Annotated in this window: 17 protein-coding genes; 11 read left to right on the top strand and 6 right to left on the bottom strand. The window is 64.8% G+C overall.

Annotation, left to right across the window (positions count from 1 at the left end; genetic code table 11):
• Position 1 precedes the first annotated feature (1 nt).
• The gene (locus AC0L4C_RS19460; RefSeq protein ID WP_473401407.1) at positions 2–1,108 is read left to right on the top strand and encodes a hypothetical protein; all 1,107 of its coding nucleotides are present in this window, start codon (positions 2–4) and stop codon (positions 1,106–1,108) included.
• Here AC0L4C_RS19460 and AC0L4C_RS19455 read toward each other — a convergent pair.
• From AC0L4C_RS19455 to AC0L4C_RS19445, 3 genes are read right to left on the bottom strand one after another with little or no spacing between them, the layout of a single operon-like run.
• Positions 1,095–1,784, bottom strand: coding sequence for a lysophospholipid acyltransferase family protein (locus AC0L4C_RS19455; RefSeq protein ID WP_473401406.1), 690 nt, complete (start codon positions 1,782–1,784; stop codon positions 1,095–1,097). The genes AC0L4C_RS19460 and AC0L4C_RS19455 overlap by 14 nt on opposite strands.
• Positions 1,781–2,017: a DUF4170 domain-containing protein gene (locus AC0L4C_RS19450; protein WP_473401405.1), complete on the bottom strand. Its 237-nt coding sequence runs from the start codon at positions 2,015–2,017 to the stop codon at positions 1,781–1,783. The genes AC0L4C_RS19455 and AC0L4C_RS19450 overlap by 4 nt, the downstream gene beginning before the upstream one ends.
• Positions 2,014–2,856, bottom strand: a complete 843-nt coding sequence (locus tag AC0L4C_RS19445; RefSeq protein WP_473401404.1) for a 3'(2'),5'-bisphosphate nucleotidase CysQ — start codon at positions 2,854–2,856, stop codon at positions 2,014–2,016. Before AC0L4C_RS19445 ends, AC0L4C_RS19450 begins: the two co-directional genes overlap by 4 nt.
• 602 nt (positions 2,857–3,458) lie before the next feature.
• Here AC0L4C_RS19445 and AC0L4C_RS19440 point away from each other — a divergent pair.
• The 9 genes from AC0L4C_RS19440 (at position 3,459) to AC0L4C_RS19400 (ending at position 15,313) form a co-directional block, all read left to right on the top strand.
• Positions 3,459–4,325 (top strand): phytanoyl-CoA dioxygenase family protein, encoded by an 867-nt coding sequence (locus tag AC0L4C_RS19440; protein WP_473401403.1) that lies wholly within the window; start codon positions 3,459–3,461, stop codon positions 4,323–4,325.
• A gap of 50 nt (positions 4,326–4,375) precedes the next feature.
• Positions 4,376–6,025, top strand: a complete 1,650-nt coding sequence (locus tag AC0L4C_RS19435; protein WP_473401402.1) for an MGH1-like glycoside hydrolase domain-containing protein — start codon at positions 4,376–4,378, stop codon at positions 6,023–6,025.
• 40 nt (positions 6,026–6,065) lie between these two features.
• Complete coding sequence (locus AC0L4C_RS19430; RefSeq protein WP_473401401.1) at positions 6,066–7,364, top strand: ABC transporter substrate-binding protein; 1,299 nt, start codon at positions 6,066–6,068, stop codon at positions 7,362–7,364.
• 71 nt (positions 7,365–7,435) lie between these two features.
• The gene (locus tag AC0L4C_RS19425) at positions 7,436–8,329 is read left to right on the top strand and encodes a carbohydrate ABC transporter permease (protein WP_473401400.1); all 894 of its coding nucleotides are present in this window, start codon (positions 7,436–7,438) and stop codon (positions 8,327–8,329) included.
• A 2-nt stretch (positions 8,330–8,331) separates the two neighbouring features.
• Positions 8,332–9,234 carry a carbohydrate ABC transporter permease gene (locus tag AC0L4C_RS19420; protein ID WP_473401399.1) on the top strand — a complete coding sequence of 301 codons (903 nt, stop codon included), beginning with the start codon at positions 8,332–8,334 and terminating at the stop codon, positions 9,232–9,234.
• A 10-nt stretch (positions 9,235–9,244) separates the two neighbouring features.
• Complete coding sequence (locus AC0L4C_RS19415; protein WP_473401398.1) at positions 9,245–10,315, top strand: ABC transporter ATP-binding protein; 1,071 nt, start codon at positions 9,245–9,247, stop codon at positions 10,313–10,315.
• A gap of 82 nt (positions 10,316–10,397) precedes the next feature.
• Positions 10,398–11,696, top strand: coding sequence for a Gfo/Idh/MocA family protein (locus AC0L4C_RS19410; RefSeq protein ID WP_473401397.1), 1,299 nt, complete (start codon positions 10,398–10,400; stop codon positions 11,694–11,696).
• Between the two features lie 288 nt (positions 11,697–11,984).
• On the top strand, positions 11,985–13,748 hold the full coding sequence (locus tag AC0L4C_RS19405) for a NirA family protein (RefSeq protein ID WP_473401396.1): 1,764 nt from the start codon (positions 11,985–11,987) through the stop codon (positions 13,746–13,748).
• Positions 13,745–15,313, top strand: a complete 1,569-nt coding sequence (locus AC0L4C_RS19400; RefSeq protein WP_473401395.1) for a sulfite reductase subunit alpha — start codon at positions 13,745–13,747, stop codon at positions 15,311–15,313. Before AC0L4C_RS19405 ends, AC0L4C_RS19400 begins: the two co-directional genes overlap by 4 nt.
• Positions 15,314–15,316: 3 nt before the next feature.
• Here the strand turns inward: AC0L4C_RS19400 and AC0L4C_RS19395 are convergent, their stop codons facing one another.
• The gene (locus tag AC0L4C_RS19395) at positions 15,317–15,490 is read right to left on the bottom strand and encodes a hypothetical protein (protein ID WP_473401394.1); all 174 of its coding nucleotides are present in this window, start codon (positions 15,488–15,490) and stop codon (positions 15,317–15,319) included.
• A 242-nt stretch (positions 15,491–15,732) separates the two neighbouring features.
• Between AC0L4C_RS19395 and AC0L4C_RS19390 the strand changes: the two genes are divergently transcribed.
• Positions 15,733–16,263, top strand: a complete 531-nt coding sequence (locus AC0L4C_RS19390) for a DUF6101 family protein (protein WP_473401393.1) — start codon at positions 15,733–15,735, stop codon at positions 16,261–16,263.
• Between the two features lie 319 nt (positions 16,264–16,582).
• On the opposite strand, the gene cueR is transcribed toward AC0L4C_RS19390, so the two are convergent.
• Positions 16,583–17,032 carry a Cu(I)-responsive transcriptional regulator gene (cueR, locus tag AC0L4C_RS19385; protein ID WP_473401392.1) on the bottom strand — a complete coding sequence of 150 codons (450 nt, stop codon included), beginning with the start codon at positions 17,030–17,032 and terminating at the stop codon, positions 16,583–16,585.
• 37 nt (positions 17,033–17,069) lie between these two features.
• On the bottom strand, positions 17,070–18,026 hold the full coding sequence (gene ubiA, locus AC0L4C_RS19380) for a 4-hydroxybenzoate octaprenyltransferase (RefSeq protein WP_473401391.1): 957 nt from the start codon (positions 18,024–18,026) through the stop codon (positions 17,070–17,072).
• Positions 18,027–18,081: the final 55 nt, after the last annotated feature.

Below are 18,081 nucleotides of genomic sequence, written 5' to 3'. Positions count from 1 at the left end.
ATTGGTCCCGCCGCGGCGTCTGCTCTTTATCACCAACGGTTATGGCGAAGACTCTGTCGGCGCTGAAATCATCCGCCGGCTGCCGCCGCAACTGAGCGCCGAGGCCTACCCGACGCTCGGGCCAGGCAAGGCCTATGACGGTGTCTGTTCGATTGTTGGCCCGCGCGCCCAGTTGGCGAGCGAAGGCTCGCGTGTCGCCCGCGGCACCGTCGCCCGCGATATCGCCAGCGGCGGCCTCGGCACGTTGCTGCCCGGCATCGCCTTCATGCGCGCGGCCCGGCAGGCCTATGACCATGTGATCGTCATCGGCGATTTCATCGGAGTCGCCGGCTGCCTGCTCGCCGGGATCAGCGGCATCACCTATCTCGACGTCTACAAGACCGGCTATGGCCGTCCTTACTCGGCAATCGAGACATGGGCCATCCGCCGCACCTGCCGCCGCGTCTTCAATCGCAGCCCGCAACTGGCCGCGACCTTGCAGTCCGCCGGCATCGATGCCGTCGCCGCCGGCAATGTCATGATGGATACCATCACCACCGGCGACTATGACGCCAGGGCGCGCCGCAGCCGCCCGCAGGCGGTGACGCTCCTGCCGGGCAGCCGCGATCAGACCGCCGTCAACTTCGCGCTGCAGATTGCCGCGCTGCGGCTGATCCCGGAGGTCGAGCGGCCCGACATCTTTCTGGCTCTGGCCGGCGGCGTCGACTTGGAGGGGCTCGCCCGCGCCGCCGGACTGACCCAGGACGGCGACCGGCTCACGGGCGACCTCACCGTCCATGCGGCGCAGGGCGCCATGCGCAACATGGTGGAAGCCTCCGACCTCGTGCTGTCGCAGGCCGGGACGGCAACCATCCAGTCGCTCGGACTGGGCGTGCCGGCCATCACCTTCACCCGCAGCACCGACCGCATGAAGCGTTTCCTCGAGGAAAACCGGCTGTTCGGCGGCGCCCGCTTGCTGTCCAGCGACGATCCGGCCGACCTCGCCCGGGTGACGCGTCAGCTTCTGGGCGATCCGGCGGAACTTGCCCGGCTGGGCCGGATTGGCCGCGAACGCATCGGCGGGCCGGGCGTGATCGACGCGATCATTGCCGCGATCAGCGCGACGTAAGCTCCAGCGCCCTTGCATAGGCGGCGTCGAGCCGCAACTTGATCTCGGCCGTGGCGGCCTCGTCGGTCAGTGCCTCATCGACCTGCAGCGGCTCGGCGGCCACCACCACGGCCTTCGAAAACGGGTGGTTGAGCTGGGTCTGGTCCCACACCTTCGCCAAGATGCTCCGGCGCGCACTGGCCATGGCGACCGGCTGCACCAGACATCCGGCCAGCCGCGCCAGCCGTACCAGTCCCTTGGACACCATGCGGCCACGCTTGGGCGGGATGTCGGCAGACATGACGATCGAATGGCCGGCCTTGATCTCGCGCAGCGTCTCGAGCGTGCCGCCGACGGCGCGGGCGCCGCTGAACGTATTGCCGGTGCCGTAGATGACCTTGCCGCCCCAGCGGGCAATGGCCGCGGCGCCCAGCCGGCCGTCGCTGTGCGGTGACACCAGAACCCGGGCATTCGCATAGTCTGCGGCCGGCACCATGTAGCCGATGGCCGTCATGTTGGCGTGCCAGAAGGTGTAGATGACCGGCACCTGCGCCAGCACCCGCGCCGGATAGTCCGGCGGGTCAAAGCTCAGCTTGCTGGTGCGCATGCCCAGATCGACATAGGCCCCCAGCACGTGGCGGCCGACGAAGTTGTAGACGGCAGGGCGGTCGAGCAGGCGGGTTTTCTTACCCGTCAATCATCGAGACCGGGCTCGAGCAGCCGATGCAGATGCACGACGAAATAGCGCATCTCGGCATTGTCGACGGTCTGCTGCGCCTTCTGCTTCCACACCGTGTAGGCCGCAGCGTAATCGGGATAGACCCCGACCACATCGACCTTGCTCAGGTCCTTGAAGGTGATGTCCTTGAGGTCTTCGAGCTCGCCGCCGAGGACGAGGTGCAACAGTTGTTTCTTGGGGGTGGTGCTCACGGCGTCTGTCTCTCCATCTGCACAGTATCGGCGGGACAACCATAGACCCGGATCAGCGCTGCATGTAGGGGGGCTTTTAGCGAGGCATCGCCCAGCGCCGCAAGCGCCCCGTGCCGGATTTCCGGGCGATTGAAACGCAAGGCACCCATGCACACATCCTCGAATGCCAGTCCGCATTCAGCAAGAATCACCGCTGCCCCGGCAATGTCCCAATCCTGCGCGCCGCGCCGCGCCACGGCCGCATCGAGCTTGCCGGTCGCCACCTGCACGATGCGGTAGGCCAGCGAGGGATAGGCCGGGCCACGGGTATAGTCGAGGCCTTCGGCCTGCAGTTCCTGATGCACCGCGCCAGGCGCAGGAATCAGCGGCTGGGTGCGGCCGGCAACCTTCTGGCGCAGCAGCGGCTGACCGTTCAGCCGCGCCCCGCCACCGATCGCGGCATCATACATTTCGTCGCGCGCCGGCGCGTAGACCACCCCGGCAATGGCAACGCCATCCTCGACCACCGCCAGCGACACCGTCCACGAATCCTCGCCGCGGATAAAGCCGCGCGTGCCGTCGATCGGGTCGACGACGAAGACCCGGGATTTGCCGAGCCGATCCGCATTGTCCGCCGTTTCCTCGCTCAGCCAGCCATAGTCGGGCCGGGCCGCGGTCAGCGCCGAGTGCAGGAACTTGTCGAGCACGATGTCGGCCTCGCTCACCGGCGAGTTGTGCTCCTTGGTCCAGTGCTTGAAGTCGCGGCGGAAATAGCCCGAGGCAATGATGCCTGCCGTAACGGCGGTAGAGCGCAGGAGCTGCAGGTCTTGTTCCGCTGTGCTGAGCTTGGCGTCTGGCATCGATGATCCGCAAGAAATCTGGCGCCCTTCTAGGCTTGCGCGCCTCCGAGGACAAGAGCGGCAGGTGCGGGAAGGGGCTTCGGCCTGTGCATGGAATGGGTCGCCCTGGGCCGGGTTCCCGTGGAGTGTTGCAAGTTGTCGATCAGTTGACGGAAGAACAAACGCAGACGGAGATTTGTGGTCGTCTGGACGTGATCTGGCGGCAGGCAATGAGAGTGAAAGGAAGATCAGAACAGGTGCGAGATGCAGGCTCCGGCCGGCAGATGAACGGCGCCGCGGCAGCGACGCGATTTTTCGCAATTGACATCCGCGTGTCGAGATTGAAACATAAGGCATCTGAGAGGGATGCATTCCCTCAGGATCGGCCGGAGACACGTCATGGGCAGGCCGCCCAGCCGGGGTAAGCGGTTAAGCGTGCGCTACGTGCAGCATCTGTGGTTGGACCGTAGAACCAACGGCCACTGTTTGCTGCAACCTTCTGAGAGACCCGTCACAGATTTCAACCGAGCGGTCCCGGTTGATGGCTAGGCTTATGCAGCTGCCCCCATCCGATACCGCCGATAGTCCCCTGCCGGGGACCTGAAAGCTGTCGGAAGGACACTATGAACGAGCATGCAAGGGCCCAGTCGCCAACCACCGAGATGGAAGAGTATCTCTTCGATCTCAACGGCTACCTGATCATCAAGAACGCACTGACGCCGGCCCAGGTCGACGCCTGCAACGCCACCTACGACGAGATCGAGGCCGCTGCCATCAAGGGCCGCGGCTGGTGGGGCAACGTTGCGGTCAACAATTCCGGCCAGCAGGAGGGCGTCACCCTCCAGCAGCTCTACGAGGCCGGCCCGGTTTGGGAAGAACTGCTCGACCATCCGAGCTGGTACGACAAGGCCATCCACTTCATCGGCACCGACGATCCCGAGAATTTTGACGGCAATCACGGTCCGGCGTTCATCGACGAGTGCTTCGGCACCATCCGTCCCGAAGGCGGCGCGCAGCGCCTGCATTCCGGCGGCCATGTCGGTACCATCCGCACGCAGTTCCGCTATCACGCGGGCAAGTTCCATTGCGGCCAGATCAACATCCTGATGGCCTTCACCGACATCGGTCCGGGCGACGGCGCCACCATGGTGATTCCGGGGTCGCACAAGTCCAACGTGCGCCATCCGCAGACCGTGGCCCTCGACAAGCGCAGCGAGGAAACTTCGGTCGACGGCATTGCCGGCGCCATCGAGGTGCATCTCGAAAAGGGCGACGCGCTGCTGTTTGTCGACGCGATCGCGCACGGTTCGGCCCGCCGTACCAATCCGGGCAACCGGCGCATCGCCGTCTATCGCTACGGCCCGAGCTGGGGCTCGTTCCGCCTGCCTTACCGGCCAAGCCCAGAACTGCTGGAGCGGCTGACGCCGCGCCGCCGCGGGCTGGTCTATCCGCACGGGGACGTCGTGCTGCCGCCCGGTCGGGCGGCCTGAAGTCGAACGAGCGATTAACTGCTCGGACTGGGAGGAGGTACGTACTTCAAATGCTGAGTCGCGCGCCGGATATGCTGTCGCAGTTGCGCTCCGTCGATGTTGCCGATCAGCTCGGCGACCTCGATGGCGCCGGCCTTGCGTTGCGCGACGAGTGGCTGGCCTCAGGCGTCCGCTTCACCGCCTCGGACCCGCGCATGGAGCAGCAGTATTACCGCGCCGTGCGCGAACTGTTCTCCTGCATCAAGCCGGCCGGCACCGCTGCGCCGATCCTGCATGAGGGCGGTATCTATCTGGGCTGCTGGCTGGAAAGCACCGGCACCATCAATGCCGAACTGCTGTCCCGCTTCCTGCCTTCGGTTGCTGCCCGCACCTTTACCGCCTTTGCCGACGGCCAGCGCGACGACGGCCTGCTGCCCTACAAGCTGACGGCCAGCGGTCCCGTCTTCTCGCAGATCCAGACGGTGACGCCGTTGGCCCGCTCGGTCTGGACCCATTACCAGCTCAATGGCCGCGACCGCGCCTGGCTAAAGCCGCTCTATAAGGCCATGGCCCGCAACGACGCCTGGCTGGCGCAATGGCGCGACACGCGCGGTACCGGCGGGGTCGAGGCGTTCTGCTGCTACGATACCGGTCACGACCTGTCGCCGCGTTTCTGGCACGTGCCCGACAGCCCGTTCGGCAACGACCCCAAGGTCTGCAACCCCGACAATCCGCTGCTGCCCTTCGTGGCGCCGGACCTCACCGCCAATGTCGCCTGCCAGCGTAGCTATCTGGCCCTGATGGCCGAGGAACTGGGAGATGACGGGGCGCCTTGGCGAGACGCCAGCGCGCGCTCTGCCCGTGCGCTTTTTGCGAGCTGCTACGACGCTGACGACGGCTTCTTCTACGATCTGGACCGGCACGACCGGCTGGTTCGCGTGCAGTCCGACGTACTGCTGCGTGTGCTGGCCTGCGAGATCGGCGACGACGCGTTCTTCGCCGCGTCCCTGCGCCGCTACCTGCTCAACACCAGAAAATTCTTCGCCAAATACCCGCTGACCTCGGTGGCGCTGGATGACCCGCGCTACGATCCGGCGTTCGACTACAACAGCTGGGCCGGCCCCACGAACTTCCTCACGCTGATCCGCACCCCGCATGCATTCGAGGCCCATGGCCGCCATGTCGAGCTGACCTGGATCCTCCATCCGACGCTGTCGGCCCTCTGGAAGGCCGACCGCTTTCCGCAGACGCTGCACCCCTTTACCGGTCGCGCCGGCTTCACCGAGGGCTATTCGCCCAGCCTGCTCTGCCTCGTCGACTTCGTCGAACGGCTGTGCGGCATCCAGCCCCGGCCCGACGGCACGATCTGGTTCACCGGGCTGGTGCCTGCCCAGATTGAGCATCGCGATGCCGCGCATCAGACCGGCTATGCCCGCCGCGTCGATGGCCGGCTGTTCGAGCTGACCAATTCGCCACACGAAACCGTCGCCTGGCGCGACGGCGAACTGCTGTTCCGGGCCCCCAGGGGGATCCGCGTCGTGACCGATCGTGCCGGCACCATCCGCGCCCTGGTCGGCATGAGCGTGCAGGACATCGAGGGCACGCTCTCGACCCCGGACGGCGACATCTCCTTTCGTATCGCTGCCAACCAGCAGCTCGACCTTGAGGACGGTCGGCTGCAGAGCGTGCGAGACCCCGGCCTGGTGCCACCAAGCTACTGAGGACGAACGACCAACACCTGAACACTATGGGAGGACTACAATGAGCTTTCTGACACGTAGAAAATTTCTGACCGGTACAGCGACTGCCGCGGGTACGCTCGCGCTGAGCACGGCGCTTGGGGGCCGGGCCTTTGCCCAGTCTGCCGAGATCCGCCATTTCTGGTGGGGCAACCCGGAACGTGACAAGCGGACCTTTGCCGTCATCGACATCTTCAACGGCAAGCATCCCGACATCACGGTGAGCGGCGAGACGCTCGGCTTTGCCGATTACTTCACCAAGCTCACCACGCAGATCGCCGGCCGCAACATGCCCGACGTGATCCAGCAGGGCTATGGCGTGCTGTTCGAGTACATCAACAACGGCGCCGTGGTGCCGCTGGACGACTATGTCGGCAAGAGCCTCGACATCTCCAGGATGGACCAGAGCGCCATCGATGCCGGTACCGTCAACGGCAAGTTCTACGCTCTCTCGATCGGCGCCAACTCGCACATGGCCATGTACAACACTCGCCTCTACGAGGAAGCGGGCATCAAGGTCGGCGAGAACTTCGACCCCTTCGGCTGGACCTATGACGACGTCGCCCGCATCGGCAAGGCCATCAAGGACGCCACCGGCGTCGCCGGTACCGACGACAACACCGCCGACTACCAGAATTTCTCCGACTTCGTCGGCCAGAAGGGCGCCATGATGTTCACCGACGGCGAGTACACCGTCACCCAGGACATCGTCGAGGAATACTGGTCGACCTGGGAAATGATCCGCAATGCCGGCGCTACCCCGGCCGGTGCGGAATCGGCCGGCCTGGCCGGCGTCTCCGATCTCGCCCAGTCCGGCGTGGTCACCGGCAAGACCGCCACGTCCTATGCCTGGTCGAACCAGCTTGTCGGCACCCAGGCCCTGATGCAGGACATCCTCGGCGCCGCCATGTATCCCAATACCCCAGCCATGGTGCCCGGCTCGATCGTGCAGCCCAGCCAGTTCGTCTGTCTCTCCCGCGATTCCAAGAATCCGGAAGCGGCGACCACCTACATGAGCAGCTTCGTCAACGATCTGGACATGACCAAGGTGCTCGGCCTGGAACGCGGTATCCCGTCGCAGTCCGATGTCCGCGACGCACTGGCGCCGCAGCTGTCGGAGGCGGAAAAGGTCTCGGTTGCCTTCTTCGACGGAATCCAGGGCAAGACGGCAGTCCTGCCGCCGCCGCCGCCGTCGGGCGCCAACGAGGTCGAGCAGACCTTCGAGCGTCTCGCCGTCGCCGTGCTGCTCGGCGAACGCTCCATCCCGGACGTCGCTGCCGATTTCCTCGGCCAGGCCAAGGCGATCCTCGCCCGCGCCTGATGCGCCAGACTTGCCCGCCGCGATGGCTCGCGGCGGGCCCACCTTTTTGACAGGACGACGACATGCAGGCGATGCGGAAATTCTTGCGGCGCAACTACGCCGGCTACGCGTTTTTGACGCCGTGGCTGATCGGCTTTTTCCTGCTCGCCATCGGGCCGATCCTCGCATCGCTCTATCTGGCCTTCACCAAATACAACGTCATCAACCCGCCCAAATGGATCGGCTGGGACAACTTCGCCTACATGTTCCAGTACGACGACCGCTTCAAGAAGGCGCTGCAGGTGACGTTCTCGTTCGTCGCCATGGCGGTACCGGCCAAGCTGGTCTTCGCCCTCGGCGTCGCCATGGTGCTCGACAAGGGCGTGCGGGCCATCGGGCTCTATCGGGCGCTGTTCTATCTGCCCTCCATCCTCGGCGGCTCCATCGCGGTTGCCATCCTGTGGCGCCAGCTCTTTGCCTATGAGGGCATCGTCAACACCATCCTGGGCGGCGTTGGCATCAGCGGACCCTATTGGCTCAGCGATCCGAAATATTCGCTCTACACCCTGATCGTGCTGTCGGTCTGGCAGTTCGGCTCGCCCATGCTGATCTTCCTTGCCGGCCTGCGCGCCATTCCACAGGAACTCTACGAGGCTGCCGAGATCGACGCGGCGGGGCCGATCAAGAAATTCTTCTCGATCACCGTGCCGCTGCTGGCGCCGGTCATCTTCTTCAATCTGGTGCTGCAGATGATCGAGGCGTTCAAGAGCTTCTCGGGGGCTTTCATCATATCCGGCGGCTCGGGCGCACCGCTCGACTCGCTGCTGTTCTACACCGTGTTCCTGTTCAACGAGGCGTTCAGCTTCCTGCGCATGGGCTATGCCTCGGCGCTCGCCTGGGTGCTGCTGGTGATCATCGGCGCCTTCACGGCGATTGCCTTCTGGAGCAGCAAATACTGGGTTCACTACGAAGGACAGAAGGGCTGATCATGAGCACCGCAACCCTGCCCACCTCGGCCGAAACCGCTGTCATCGCCCAGGCCTTCCGCGAGGCGCGTGCCAAGCGGGCCAAGCGCGCCGCGTTCTTCAAGCACCTGTTCCTGATCGGCACCTCGCTGATCATGATCTATCCGTTGCTCTGGATGTTCGCGTCCTCGCTCAAGCCCAACAACCAGATCTTCGGCGACCTGTCGCTGTGGCCCAGCGAGTTCCGCTTCGACAATTACTCGTCGGGCTGGAACGCCATGTCGGTGAGCTTCACCACCTTCTTCACCAATTCGCTGTTCGTCACGGTGCTCTCGGTCATCGGCAACGTGATCAGCTGCTCGTTTGCCGCCTATGCCTTTGCGCGGCTCGAATTCACCGGCAAGAACATCTGGTTCGCGCTGATGATGATGACGCTGATGATCCCCTACCATGTGGTGCTCATCCCGCAGTACCTGATCTTCCTCAATCTGGGCTGGGTGAACACCTACCTGCCGCTCATCGTGCCGCAATTCCTCGCCGGCGACGCCTTCTTCATCTTCCTGATGGTGCAGTTCTTCCGGCAGCTGCCGCGCGACCTCGACGAGGCGGCCATGATCGACGGCTGCTCACCCTTCAAGATCTACTGGGCGATCATCATGCCGCTGTCGATCCCGGCCATCGCCACGGCCGCGATCTTTTCCTTCATCTGGACCTGGGACGATTTCCTCGGGCCGCTCGTCTATCTCAACGACGTCAAGGACTACACGGTGCCGCTGGCGCTGCGCATGTTCAACAGCCAGGACAGCGTCACCCAGTTCGGCCAGATGTTCGCCATGTCGGTGCTCTCGCTGGCCCCGATCTTCCTGTTCTTCGTCATTTTCCAGCGCCTGATCATTCGCGGTATCGCGATGAGCGGGCTCAAGTAGGAGTCTTCGTTTGTCCGGCGTTCAACTCAACGACGTGCGCAAGTCCTATGGCGGCCTCGAGGTCGTCCACGGCGTCAATCTCGACATCCATTCCGGCGAATTCGTCGTGCTGGTCGGCCCGTCGGGCTGCGGCAAGTCCACGCTGCTGCGCATGATTGCCGGCCTCGAGGAGATCACCGACGGCACGATCGCCATCGGCGACCGCATCGTCAACGACCTGCCTGCCAGCCAGCGCAATCTGTCGATGGTGTTCCAGTCCTACGCGCTCTATCCGCACATGAGCGTGCGCAAGAACCTCGCCTTCGGCCTGTCCAACCTGCGCATGCCCAAGCCCGAGATCGAGCGGCGGGTCTCCGGCGCCGCCAGAATCCTGCAGATCGAGGAACTGATGGAGCGCAAGCCGCGCCAGCTCTCGGGCGGGCAGAAGCAGCGCGTCGCCATCGGCCGCGCCATCGTCCGCGAGCCGCAGCTCTTCCTCTTCGACGAGCCGCTCTCCAACCTGGATGCCGAACTGCGCGTGCAGATGCGGGTCGAACTGGCCGGCCTCTACAACCGGCTGGGTACGACGATGATTTACGTCACCCACGACCAGGTCGAGGCCATGACCATGGCGACCCGCATCGTGGTGCTGTCCAAGGGCAATATCGAGCAGGTCGGTACGCCTTACGAGCTCTACAACTTCCCGCGCAATCGCTTTGTCGCCAGCTTCATCGGCTCGCCCAAGATGAACATGATCGAGGGCGCCGCCACCGACGGCAAGGTGACGCTGCCCGATTTCGGCGCCCTGGCTGTACCGGCCGCAAGCGCCGGTCCGGTGACAGTCGGTGTGCGGCCCGAGCAGTTCACCATCGGTCATGCCGGCGATCTCAGCGCCGATGGCACGATCACGCTGGTCGAGTATCTGGGCAGCGAGATCTTCGTCTATGTCCGGCTCGCCTCCGGCCAGACGGTGCTGGTGCAGACCGACGGCAAGGCGCAGCACAAGCTCGGCGAACCCATCACCCTCTCCATGATGGCCGCCAATGCCCATTATTTCGACGCGTCCGGTGATCGCCTGCCCCTGTTCGACACGGCGCCTTGACGGAAGTAACCAGACGGTGAATTAGTAACCGGAATGCTGGCGGGAGGATGCCGGCCGAATTGCGAATGAGGATACCCCGACAGTGAAGTACGCAATCGTTGGCACCGGTGGCCGCCATGCCATGTTCCGCACCGCCGTGACCCAGACCCACGCCGACAACAATGATCTGGTGGCGCTGTGCGACGTCAATCAGACGCGCCTGGCGCTGTCGTCGAGCAAGATTCCGGACCAGTCCGGCAATGGCATCGCTACCTACCAGGCCGCCGAGTTCGACCGCATGCTCACCGAGCAGCAGCCTGATACCGTGATCGTCACGACGCCAGACTACCTGCATCACGAATATATCGTGCGGGCGCTCAAGGACGGGCGCGACGTGATGACCGAAAAGCCCATGACGGTCGATCTCGCCAAGCTCAAGGAAATCCTCGACGCCCAGGCCGCCAGCGGCCGCAAGCTCACCGTCACCTTCAACTATCGCTATACCCCCGCCCGCACCCAGCTCAAGGACCTGCTGATGTCCGGGGTGATCGGCGACATCACCGCGGTCGATTTCCGCTGGTATCTCGATCGCGTGCACGGCGCCGACTATTTCCGCCGCTGGCATCGCTACAAGGAAAAGTCCGGCGGCCTGCTGGTGCACAAGTCCACGCACCATTTCGACCTGATGAACTGGTGGGTCGACTCGACCCCCAGGACCGTCAGTGCCAATGGCAAGCGCGTCTTCTACACCCCGGAAATGGCCAGGGAACTCGGGCTCGAGAACCATGGCGAACGCTGCCACGGCTGCCCGGTGTTCGACAAATGCGACTACCGGCTCGACCTCGAGAATGATCCGGCCCTGCGCGAACTCTATCTGGAGGCCGAGGACGACGACGGCTACCTGCGCGACAAGTGCGTCTTCGCCGACGACATCACCATCGAAGACACCATGCAGGTGCAGGTGCGCTACGCCAACGACGTATTCCTCAACTATACGCTTTGTGCCTACTCCCCCTGGGAAGGCCTGGAGATCAAGTTCCACGGCACCAAGGGTGAACTCACCCACAAGCATATCGAGGTGCATGGCGTGTTCGGCGGTCAGCGCGACAAGGCGCATGACGAGAACATGACCACGACGCTGCATCTGGCCGGCGAACGGCCCCGCGACATCGAGGTCTGGAAGGGATCGGGCGACCATGGCGGCGCCGATCCGGTGATGCTGGGCTATCTGTTTGACCCGGCCGGCATGGAGCCCGACCGGTACAATCGCGCCTCCAGCCACCGCGAGGGCGCCTGGTCGATCCTCACCGGCATCGCCGCCAATACCGCCATGGCACGCCAGCGGACCGTTGACGTCGCCAGCATGCTGGCAGAAGCGGGGATCGATCTGACGCGATTGTAAGCAGAGGGGCTGGCTGCGCGTTTATTGTGCAGCCTGCCGGAGTGGCGGGCGGATTGCACCGACCTCCGCAGTGACAAGGACCACGGCCAAACGGCTAACCGATTGGCATTTCAGTGAAATAGAACTCTCCACCAAACTGGCACAGTCCCTGCATAATGACATGTGAGCGACTTCGGTCGCACCGCGCCCAAGGTTGGGCGCGCACAGGCAAAGCCGCCACCGGTTCGCGCACCCGCCCTCCCAGGCCCTGCGTATCCGGTGGCGGCTTTTTCGTTTTCGAGGGTCCAGATGTCCGACGCCACACCATTCGATTTCTCGCCCGAGCAGCGCCGCTACCTCGAAGGGCTGGTCGCCGGCATGAGCGCGGCCCGCAGCGTGGCGCTCGGCCCGGTGGCCGGCGACCCAACCGGACCCGACGCGCCGCACCTGCTGGCCATGGCCCGCTTCGAGAGCGAGGGGCGCACCCTCGCCGACCCGGAGAAGTTCAAGCGCGAGGAGCACCCATTCGACGCCTGGGAGCGGCTCAAGACCGACGCCGAGGCCGGCAACTACCCCAAGCCGCCCGATAATTTCCGCTGGCGCTACCATGGCCTGTTCTACGTGGCGCCGAACCAGAACAGCTTCATGTGCCGGCTGCGCATGCCCAACGGCATCCTCAACCACTGGCAGATGGCCGGTCTGGGCCTGCTCGCCTCCACCCATGGTGGCGGCTATGCCCATGTCACCACCCGCGCCAACCTGCAGATCCGCGAGATCGCCGCCGAAAAGGGACCCAGCCTGCTCGAGGCCATCCAGGATCTTGGCCTGACGGCGCGCGGCTCCGGCGCCGACAATATCCGCAACGTCACCGGCTCGCCCACCGCCGGCATTGACCCCCAGGAACTGCTTGATACCCGTCCCTACGCCCGGCAGTGGCACTTCCACGTGCTCAATGCGCGCCTGCTGACCGGCCTGCCGCGCAAGTTCAACGTCGCCTTCGACGGCGGCGGCAGGATAGCCGCGCTCGAGGACACCAACGATATCGGTTTCCAGGCCGTCGAGATCGTCGATGGGGCAGGGGTGGAACCGGGCATCTGGTTCCGTCTCGTGCTGGGAGGCATCACCGGCCACATGGATTTCGCTCGTCCCACCGGGGTCTACGTGCGTCCGTCCGAGGCGACAGCGGTGGCCGATGCCATCGTCCGCGTCTTCATCGATCACGGCGACCGCACCGACCGCAACAAGGCCCGGCTCAAATATCTGCTCGACGCCTGGGGCTTCGAGAAATTCCTGATGGCGGTCGAGGAACTTTATGGCCGGCCCTTCGCCAAGGTGCCCGAGGACTGCGTCAAGCCGCGTCCCGAGGTCGACCGGCTTGCCCATATCGGCGTGCATCCGCAAAAGCAGGCCGGCCACAACTGGGTGGGCGTGGTGCTGCCGAGCGGCAAGCTCACCTCGGCTCAGATGCACGGCCTGGCCGAGATCGCGCGCACCTACGGCGATGGCGATATCCGTCTCACCGTCTGGCAGAACCTGCTGCTTTCGGGAGTGCGCGACGCCGATGTCGTTGATGTCGAGGCAGCCGTTTCGGCGCTGGGTCTCGCCACGGAGGCGACCCCGGTCCGTGCCGGGCTTGTGTCGTGCACCGGCAATACCGGCTGCAAGTTCGCCGCCGCCAATACCAAGGGCACCGGCGAGGCCATCGTCCGGCAGATCGAGGCCAGCGTGCCGGTCGACACCCCTCTCAATATCCACCTGACCGGCTGCCACCATTCCTGTGCCCAGCACTATATCGGCGATATCGGCCTGATCGCCTGCAAGATCGAGGCGGAGGGCGATGCCGATCCGGTCGAGGGCTTTCACCTGTTTGTCGGCGGCGGCGCGGGCAGTGAGGCGAAGATCGGCCGCGAACTGTGGCGCGAGATCCCCAGCGACGAGTGTCCGGCGGCCGTCGAGCGGCTGCTCCGGGCCTATCTGGCGCGCCGTACCGCGCCCGACGAGACCTTCTATCAGTTCGCCAACCGCCATGATGCCGAAGCTCTCAAGGCCATCGTCGATGAGGTCGCCACATGAGCATTCACGTCGTTCCCGAACTGATCCCCGACGATGCGCCGTTCAGCGCGCCGCAGCGCGCCTGGTTGAACAGCTTCTTTTTCGAAGCGCTTGGCCGGCAATGGGGCGACACGCTCAGTCCAGCGGCTCCGGCCGCCCCCAAGGAGGACGACTCGACGCCGTGGAAAGATCCGGCCATGGCCATCGAGGAGCGCATGGACCTTGCCAAGGAGCGGCCGGTGCGCTGGAAGCTGATGGCCGCCATGGCCCAGCAGGATTGCGGCCAGTGCGGCTATAACTGCTCGGACTATTCCCGTCTCATCCATGAGCAGGCCGAGCCGCGCCTCAACCTCTGCGCCCCCGGCGGCAAGGCGACGGCCCGCATGCTCAAGGCGCTGGTCGAGGAGATGGGCGGTGGCGTGCTCGACCCCGACAAGCCGGCGTCCGCCCCGGCCGAGGCGGCGGACGCGACGCCCGGCTACTCGCGCAGCCATCCCGTGCCCGCCCGCTTCGTCAGCCGCACCCGGCTCAACGGCGAGGCATCGGAGAAGCTGACCTGCCACATCGAGATCGATCTCTCGGACTCCGGTCTCGACTATGTCGTGGGGGACAGCCTCGGGGTTTTTGCCCGCAACGACCCGGCGCTGGCCGATGCCGTCATCGCCGCCATTGACGTGCCCCCGGATTTCCCGATTGCCGGCGAGAGCTTCCGCGATGTGCTGATCGAGCGAACCTCGCTGGGTGCCGCTCCGGACGCGCTGTTCCAGTTCATTTCCTATCTGACTGGCGGCGAGCGCCGCAAGAAGGCCCAGGCGCTGGCCCGCGGCGAGGACCCCGATGGCGATGCCGCGACCCTCGACGTGCTGGGCGCGCTGCAGAAATTTGCCGGTATCCGGCCTGACCCGGAGGCGCTGATCGAAGTGCTCGAGCCGCTGCAGCCGCGGCTCTATTCCATCTCGTCATCGCCCAAGACCAATCCCGGCCGGGTCAGCCTGACCGTCGACACGGTGCGTTACGACCTGGAGGGGCGCGAGCGTCTGGGCGTCGCCTCCACCTATCTGGGGGGGCGTATCGAGGCGGCCGGGGAGCTCTTGGTCTATGTGCAGCGGGCCCACAATTTCGCGCTGCCGGAAAACCCCGAGACGCCGATCATCATGGTCGGGCCGGGAACCGGCGTTGCGCCGTTCCGAGCCTTCCTGCATGAACGCCTGGCCATCGAGGCCAAGGGGCCGGCCTGGCTGTTCTTCGGCCATCAGCGCGAAGCCTGCGATTTCTTCTATGCCGACGAATGGGAGATGATGCGGGCCCGTGGCACGCTGAGCAAGCTGTCGCTGGCCTGGTCACGCGACGCCGGTCCGAAAACCTATGTCCAGGACCGTATGCGCGAGCAGGGCGCCGAACTCTTCGCCTGGCTGGAGCAGGGCGCGCACTTTTACGTCTGTGGCGATGCCAAGCGCATGGCCAGGGATGTCGAGGCGGCCATCGTCCACGTGGCACAGGAGCATGGCGGCAAGTCCGAAGCCGAGGCCAAGGCCTATCTCGCCGCGCTCAAGGCGACGTCGCGCTATCAGGCCGACGTCTATTAGGCGTCAGTCGCCGCCATCGCCATCGCCGCCGGGGTCGACGTCGGCCCGGCTGTCCGAACGGAAGTCGTCACCCGGGTTGTCGCCCGCTGCCCGGCTGTTCTGTCGCTTGATTTGCACCGCAATGACCGCGCCAATGACGACGACGCAGCCGACGATGACGAGAAGATCCCACCCCATGGCCCGACTCCCTTGCAGCTCGCCTGCAAGATAGCCCATTTTCGGTCCGAGGCCGAGACAAGGTGAACAAACCCTTCGTGCTTAAGCGCTCCTTACACCCAGTGACTCACTGCTAACCCTTTTCAAAACAACCTAAATTTAACCCCGTTTCTTAAGCGCCGCGGAAAGGCGGTCGCGTAGGTTTGGGTCCATAAGAGAGCACCAAACTCAACAAGCTCTCGAAGTTAACAGTGAGGCAGAAAATGGTTCGTGGTGTGGGGATCGAGGGTTCGTCCGTCATCATGCTGTTCGGGACGAAGGCCGCAGACGCTGCGGCGCCCCTGGCAGCACGCCCTTTCGGCGCGGCAAATGACAATGGTCCCAAGGACCCGGTCAAGACCGTCACGGTGCGAAAGAAGCTCGAAAAGAGCGGCGTTGCCATCAAGATCAAGGTGCCGGTCGACGAATTTGTCGGCGTCGCAGTGTCCACCAGCATTTCCGAGGAAGGTCTGCTCTCGAGCACGATCGAACTGGTGCATGGCGACCCGGAACTGAATTATCGCGTCTTTGAAGAGATCGGCAACGCCAACGTCGTGGCCGAATGGCAGAACTGGGGCCGCAAGCTCCGCCTGCCACTGTTCATCAAGGCCGGCGACGGCAATCTGTTGCCCTATTCCCAACAGGTCGATGGCGTGGCGCTCGGCGCCTCCTCGTCCCGCCGCAAGCTGGCCGCAGAGGCCGGCCGCCGCCCGCGCTTCCTCAACCGCCGCAAGCCGGGCGACAGCGCCGACTGAGAATTTCCGGCGCCCCACCCGAGGCATGCAAGCTCCCGGGGCGCCTGTGACGATCCTTTACCACTGCCCTCCAAAGGCTGACTTCAGGCCGGTTCTCTCGAGAACCGGCCTTTGTTGTTTTTTCGTGGTGCGTTCTGCAACCTTTCCTGGAGCCGCCCGTTACTGCTCTGACCGCGACGAACACTGCACATGTTCTCGCTGGCCCGCTGCCAGATTTCCCCCGATCTCGCAGCCAAAAAAAGCGACCTCCAAGCGCTGTCTCGCAAAACCGATCCGTCCCCCCCGGATCGGTTTTGCACGTTCTGGGTCCGGATTTGCCTCAGCCCTGGTGCGCCAGATTGCCGTGCACCGGCACGCCGCCCTTGCGCTCGGGGAGGGGCAGGTCGCCCTCCAGGCTCTTGATGATCGGGCAGTGCGGCCGGTCATCGCCGTCGCAGCTGTCCACCAGGTGGTTCAGCGTGTCGCGCATTTCCTGCAACAGCGTGATCCGCTTTTCGAGTTCGGCGACATGCTGCCGGGTCAATGCCTTGACCTGGCTGCTGGAGCGCGAACTGTCGGCCCAGAGGCGCAGCAGGTCGCGGATCTCGTCCATCGAGAAACCGAGATCGCGGGCCCGCCGGATGAAACCGAGCCGGTGCACGTCGTGGTGCGAATAGTCGCGATAATTGCTGTCGCGCCGGTCGGCCGCCGGGATCAGCCCGATGGCTTCGTAATGCCGGATCATCTTGGTCGAGACGCCCGTGGCGCGTGAGGCTTCGCCGATCTGCATGAGATATCTCCCCGTATACCTTCCTATGATGGGAAGGTCAGGCGCCGGTTGCAAGCCAGATCCGCAGCGCCTCACCGAGAAGTGCGAGCGTCAGCGCGAGGCCGACCCAGTGGTTGGATCTGAATTTCCTGAGCGCGTCGGCAGCATCGGCGCGTCTGAGCGTCAGCACCTGCCAGGCGAGGATGGCCGCCGGTGCCGCAATGAGCAGCGCGAGCAGCAGGCTGGCGCCCGAGATGAGGCCGGCTGCCAGCCACAGCAGCACGGCCCCGGCGTAGAACAGGCCGATGATCGGTCGGGCCTTGTCGCCGAAGAGCCGGGCGGTCGACTTGACCCCGATCATGGCGTCGTCCTCGATGTCCTGCAGGGCGTAGATGGTGTCGTAGCCGATGGTCCAGAGGATCGAGCCCAGATAGAGCACGATCGGCGCCGCACCGATGCTGTCGACCTGCGAGGTCCAGCCGATCAGCGCGCCCCAGTTGAAGGCGAGGCCGAGGAACAGCTGCGGCCACCACGTTACCCGCTTCATGAACGGATAGATGGCCACCAGCACCAGCGACGCGATCCCCAGGGTGACGGTCAGGCTGTTGAACTGCAGCAGCACCACGAGGCCGACGAGCGACTGCGCGACAAGAAACAGCGCGGCCTGCCGCTTGGTCACCTGCCCGGAAGGAATGGGCCGCGACCGCGTCCGCGCCACCTTCATGTCGATATCGGTGTCGACGATATCGTTGAAGGTGCAGCCGGCGCCGCGCATCGCCACCGCGCCCACCAGGCAGAGCAGCAGCGCCCAGAGATCAAAGCCGGTGCCCGGGCGGGCAACCGTGGCGAGGGCGAGAGAGAAGCCGCATGGCCAGAACAGCAGCAGCAGTGGAATGGGCCGGTCCCAGCGCGCCAGCCGCCCGTAAGGCTTCAGCCACTCGGGGGCATGCCGGTCCAGCCAGTTGTCGCGCTGCGCGTCAGCAACCATGCCAGTCGATGCGTCGGGGGTTTGCATGGGCCCAATCCTGTGCGGTAATGCGAGGCTTATCCCGCCTGGCGTCATTCGAGGC

The sequence above is a fragment of the Devosia sp. J20-27 genome (assembly GCF_055808595.1).
The sequence above is the reverse complement of the archived record's forward strand: the minus strand, read 5'-3'. Positions and strand labels throughout refer to the sequence as shown.

Excerpts from the sequence above, each read along its gene's own strand:
- AC0L4C_RS19445 (WP_473401404.1), bottom strand. The coding sequence starts at position 2,856 with ATGCCAGACGCCAAGCTCAGCACAGCGGAACAAGACCTGCAGCTCCTG.
- AC0L4C_RS19440 (WP_473401403.1), top strand. The coding sequence starts at position 3,459 with ATGAACGAGCATGCAAGGGCCCAGTCGCCAACCACCGAGATGGAAGAG.
- AC0L4C_RS19435 (WP_473401402.1), top strand. The coding sequence starts at position 4,376 with ATGCTGAGTCGCGCGCCGGATATGCTGTCGCAGTTGCGCTCCGTCGAT.
- AC0L4C_RS19430 (WP_473401401.1), top strand. The coding sequence starts at position 6,066 with ATGAGCTTTCTGACACGTAGAAAATTTCTGACCGGTACAGCGACTGCC.
- AC0L4C_RS19425 (WP_473401400.1), top strand. The coding sequence starts at position 7,436 with ATGCGGAAATTCTTGCGGCGCAACTACGCCGGCTACGCGTTTTTGACG.
- AC0L4C_RS19420 (WP_473401399.1), top strand. The coding sequence starts at position 8,332 with ATGAGCACCGCAACCCTGCCCACCTCGGCCGAAACCGCTGTCATCGCC.
- AC0L4C_RS19405 (WP_473401396.1), top strand. The coding sequence starts at position 11,985 with ATGTCCGACGCCACACCATTCGATTTCTCGCCCGAGCAGCGCCGCTAC.
- AC0L4C_RS19400 (WP_473401395.1), top strand. The coding sequence starts at position 13,745 with ATGAGCATTCACGTCGTTCCCGAACTGATCCCCGACGATGCGCCGTTC.
- AC0L4C_RS19395 (WP_473401394.1), bottom strand. The coding sequence starts at position 15,490 with ATGGGGTGGGATCTTCTCGTCATCGTCGGCTGCGTCGTCGTCATTGGC.
- AC0L4C_RS19390 (WP_473401393.1), top strand. The coding sequence starts at position 15,733 with ATGGTTCGTGGTGTGGGGATCGAGGGTTCGTCCGTCATCATGCTGTTC.
- cueR (WP_473401392.1), bottom strand. The coding sequence starts at position 17,032 with ATGCAGATCGGCGAAGCCTCACGCGCCACGGGCGTCTCGACCAAGATG.
- ubiA (WP_473401391.1), bottom strand. The coding sequence starts at position 18,026 with ATGCAAACCCCCGACGCATCGACTGGCATGGTTGCTGACGCGCAGCGC.